The organism is Nonomuraea sp. NPDC003201 (assembly GCF_053590415.1).
This window is the reverse complement of sequence record NZ_JBSFTC010000754.1, coordinates 1-1,296: the sequence shown is the minus strand read 5'-3', so window position 1 is coordinate 1,296 and position 1,296 is coordinate 1. Positions and strand designations below refer to the sequence as shown.

The following is a 1,296-nucleotide window of genomic DNA, read 5'->3' as shown; positions in this document are numbered from 1 at the left end:
GGCCGTTGCGGGGGCGCTCGCCCGGCGCGGGCAGCAGGGTGGGCAGGGCGGTGGCGGCGATCCGCCACACGTACGCGTGGGCCCCGCGCCGGGCCGCGGCGTCCAGCGCGGCGGTCATGTCGATCATCCGGACCTCGCCGCTCGCCACGAAGAGCCCGGCCTGGCGGCCGACCTCCTCCGCGGGCAGTTCGCCACGCGCGACGGTCTCCAGCAGGACGTCGACCGACTCGGGCATCCGCGGGTCGCCCAGGACCCGGGCCAGGACGACCGCGAACGCCGCCCCGACCGGCCCCTCCGCGCGGGCGAGCTCGCGGGCCTGCTCCGGCCCGACGGTGTCGTGCACCCAGTAGCGCCTGAGCGCGTGCGGCATGAGGTACGCGGCGGCGACCTCGCGGTGGGAGGGCAGCGTCGAGGTCCACCATTCGCGGTGCTCGCCACTGCCAGAGTGCTCGGGGACGCTGAGCATCAAGTCGACCAGCGGCAGCCCGGTGGGCGCGACGGTGGCCGACGGCACCAGGCGTATGTCGTGGTCGTGGCTCCGATCGTGCCAGTCGTGGCCTTCGCCCTCGCCGTTGCACCGCCACTCGAGCTCGATCGCGACCTCCGGGCAGGTCCACCCGGCGACGATCCGGCCCGCGCCGGACGTCAGGCGCGCGGCCCGCCGCATGGCCTCGGGATCCGGGGTGCGCGGCAGGCGCAGCAGCGCCTGCTGGAGGTCGGCGGCCAGCGGCTTGGCCCCGGCCGCCTCGATCACCTCCAGCCGCCGGACGAGCTCGGCCGCCGCCACGTGCCCGGTGCTGTGCGTGGGCGTGGCCAGCAGCAGCGGCGGGAGGGTGTCCTCCTCGACGGCCCGCAGGATCTCGGCCGCGCGATGCAGCAGGAGCCGGAGCGGAGCGGCCAGCCGGGTCTTCGGCATGTAGCGCGTCCAGGCACTCCGGACGGCCGCGGTCCCGGTCAGGGAATGCGTGGCGCCGTCGAACCACTGGCCGACCCGCTCCCAGGCCTCCTCGCGGTACGTCCAGCCGGGCCCGCCGATCAACCCGGGGCGCAGCTCCGCCACCATGCCCGCCCGGTCGCGGCCGACGAGCGCGACGAACCCGGCGAGCAGCCGTTCCCAGGCCTGCCAGGAGCGGGGCGCCTCCGCCATCAGCTCCTCGACGGACTCGATCGGGGCCGGGAAGGCGTGGACGCGTTCGGGCGATGTTTGCCCTGGTTGAGCGCCCTAGCGTGCCTGCTCCTGCCTGTGGATTTCCTCTCGAATGAGCAAGTGACCCGCTATCGCCGGTTCCGGCCTTG

At 75.3% G+C, this 1,296-nt stretch carries 1 protein-coding gene; it reads right to left on the bottom strand.

Features of this window, described 5'->3' with window-relative positions:
• Positions 1 to 1,147, bottom strand: a 1,147-nt coding sequence (locus ACWDX9_RS63395) for a DUF7824 domain-containing protein (protein WP_449973468.1), incomplete at its 3' end; no start/stop codon positions are given.
• Positions 1,148 to 1,296 lie beyond the last annotated feature (149 nt).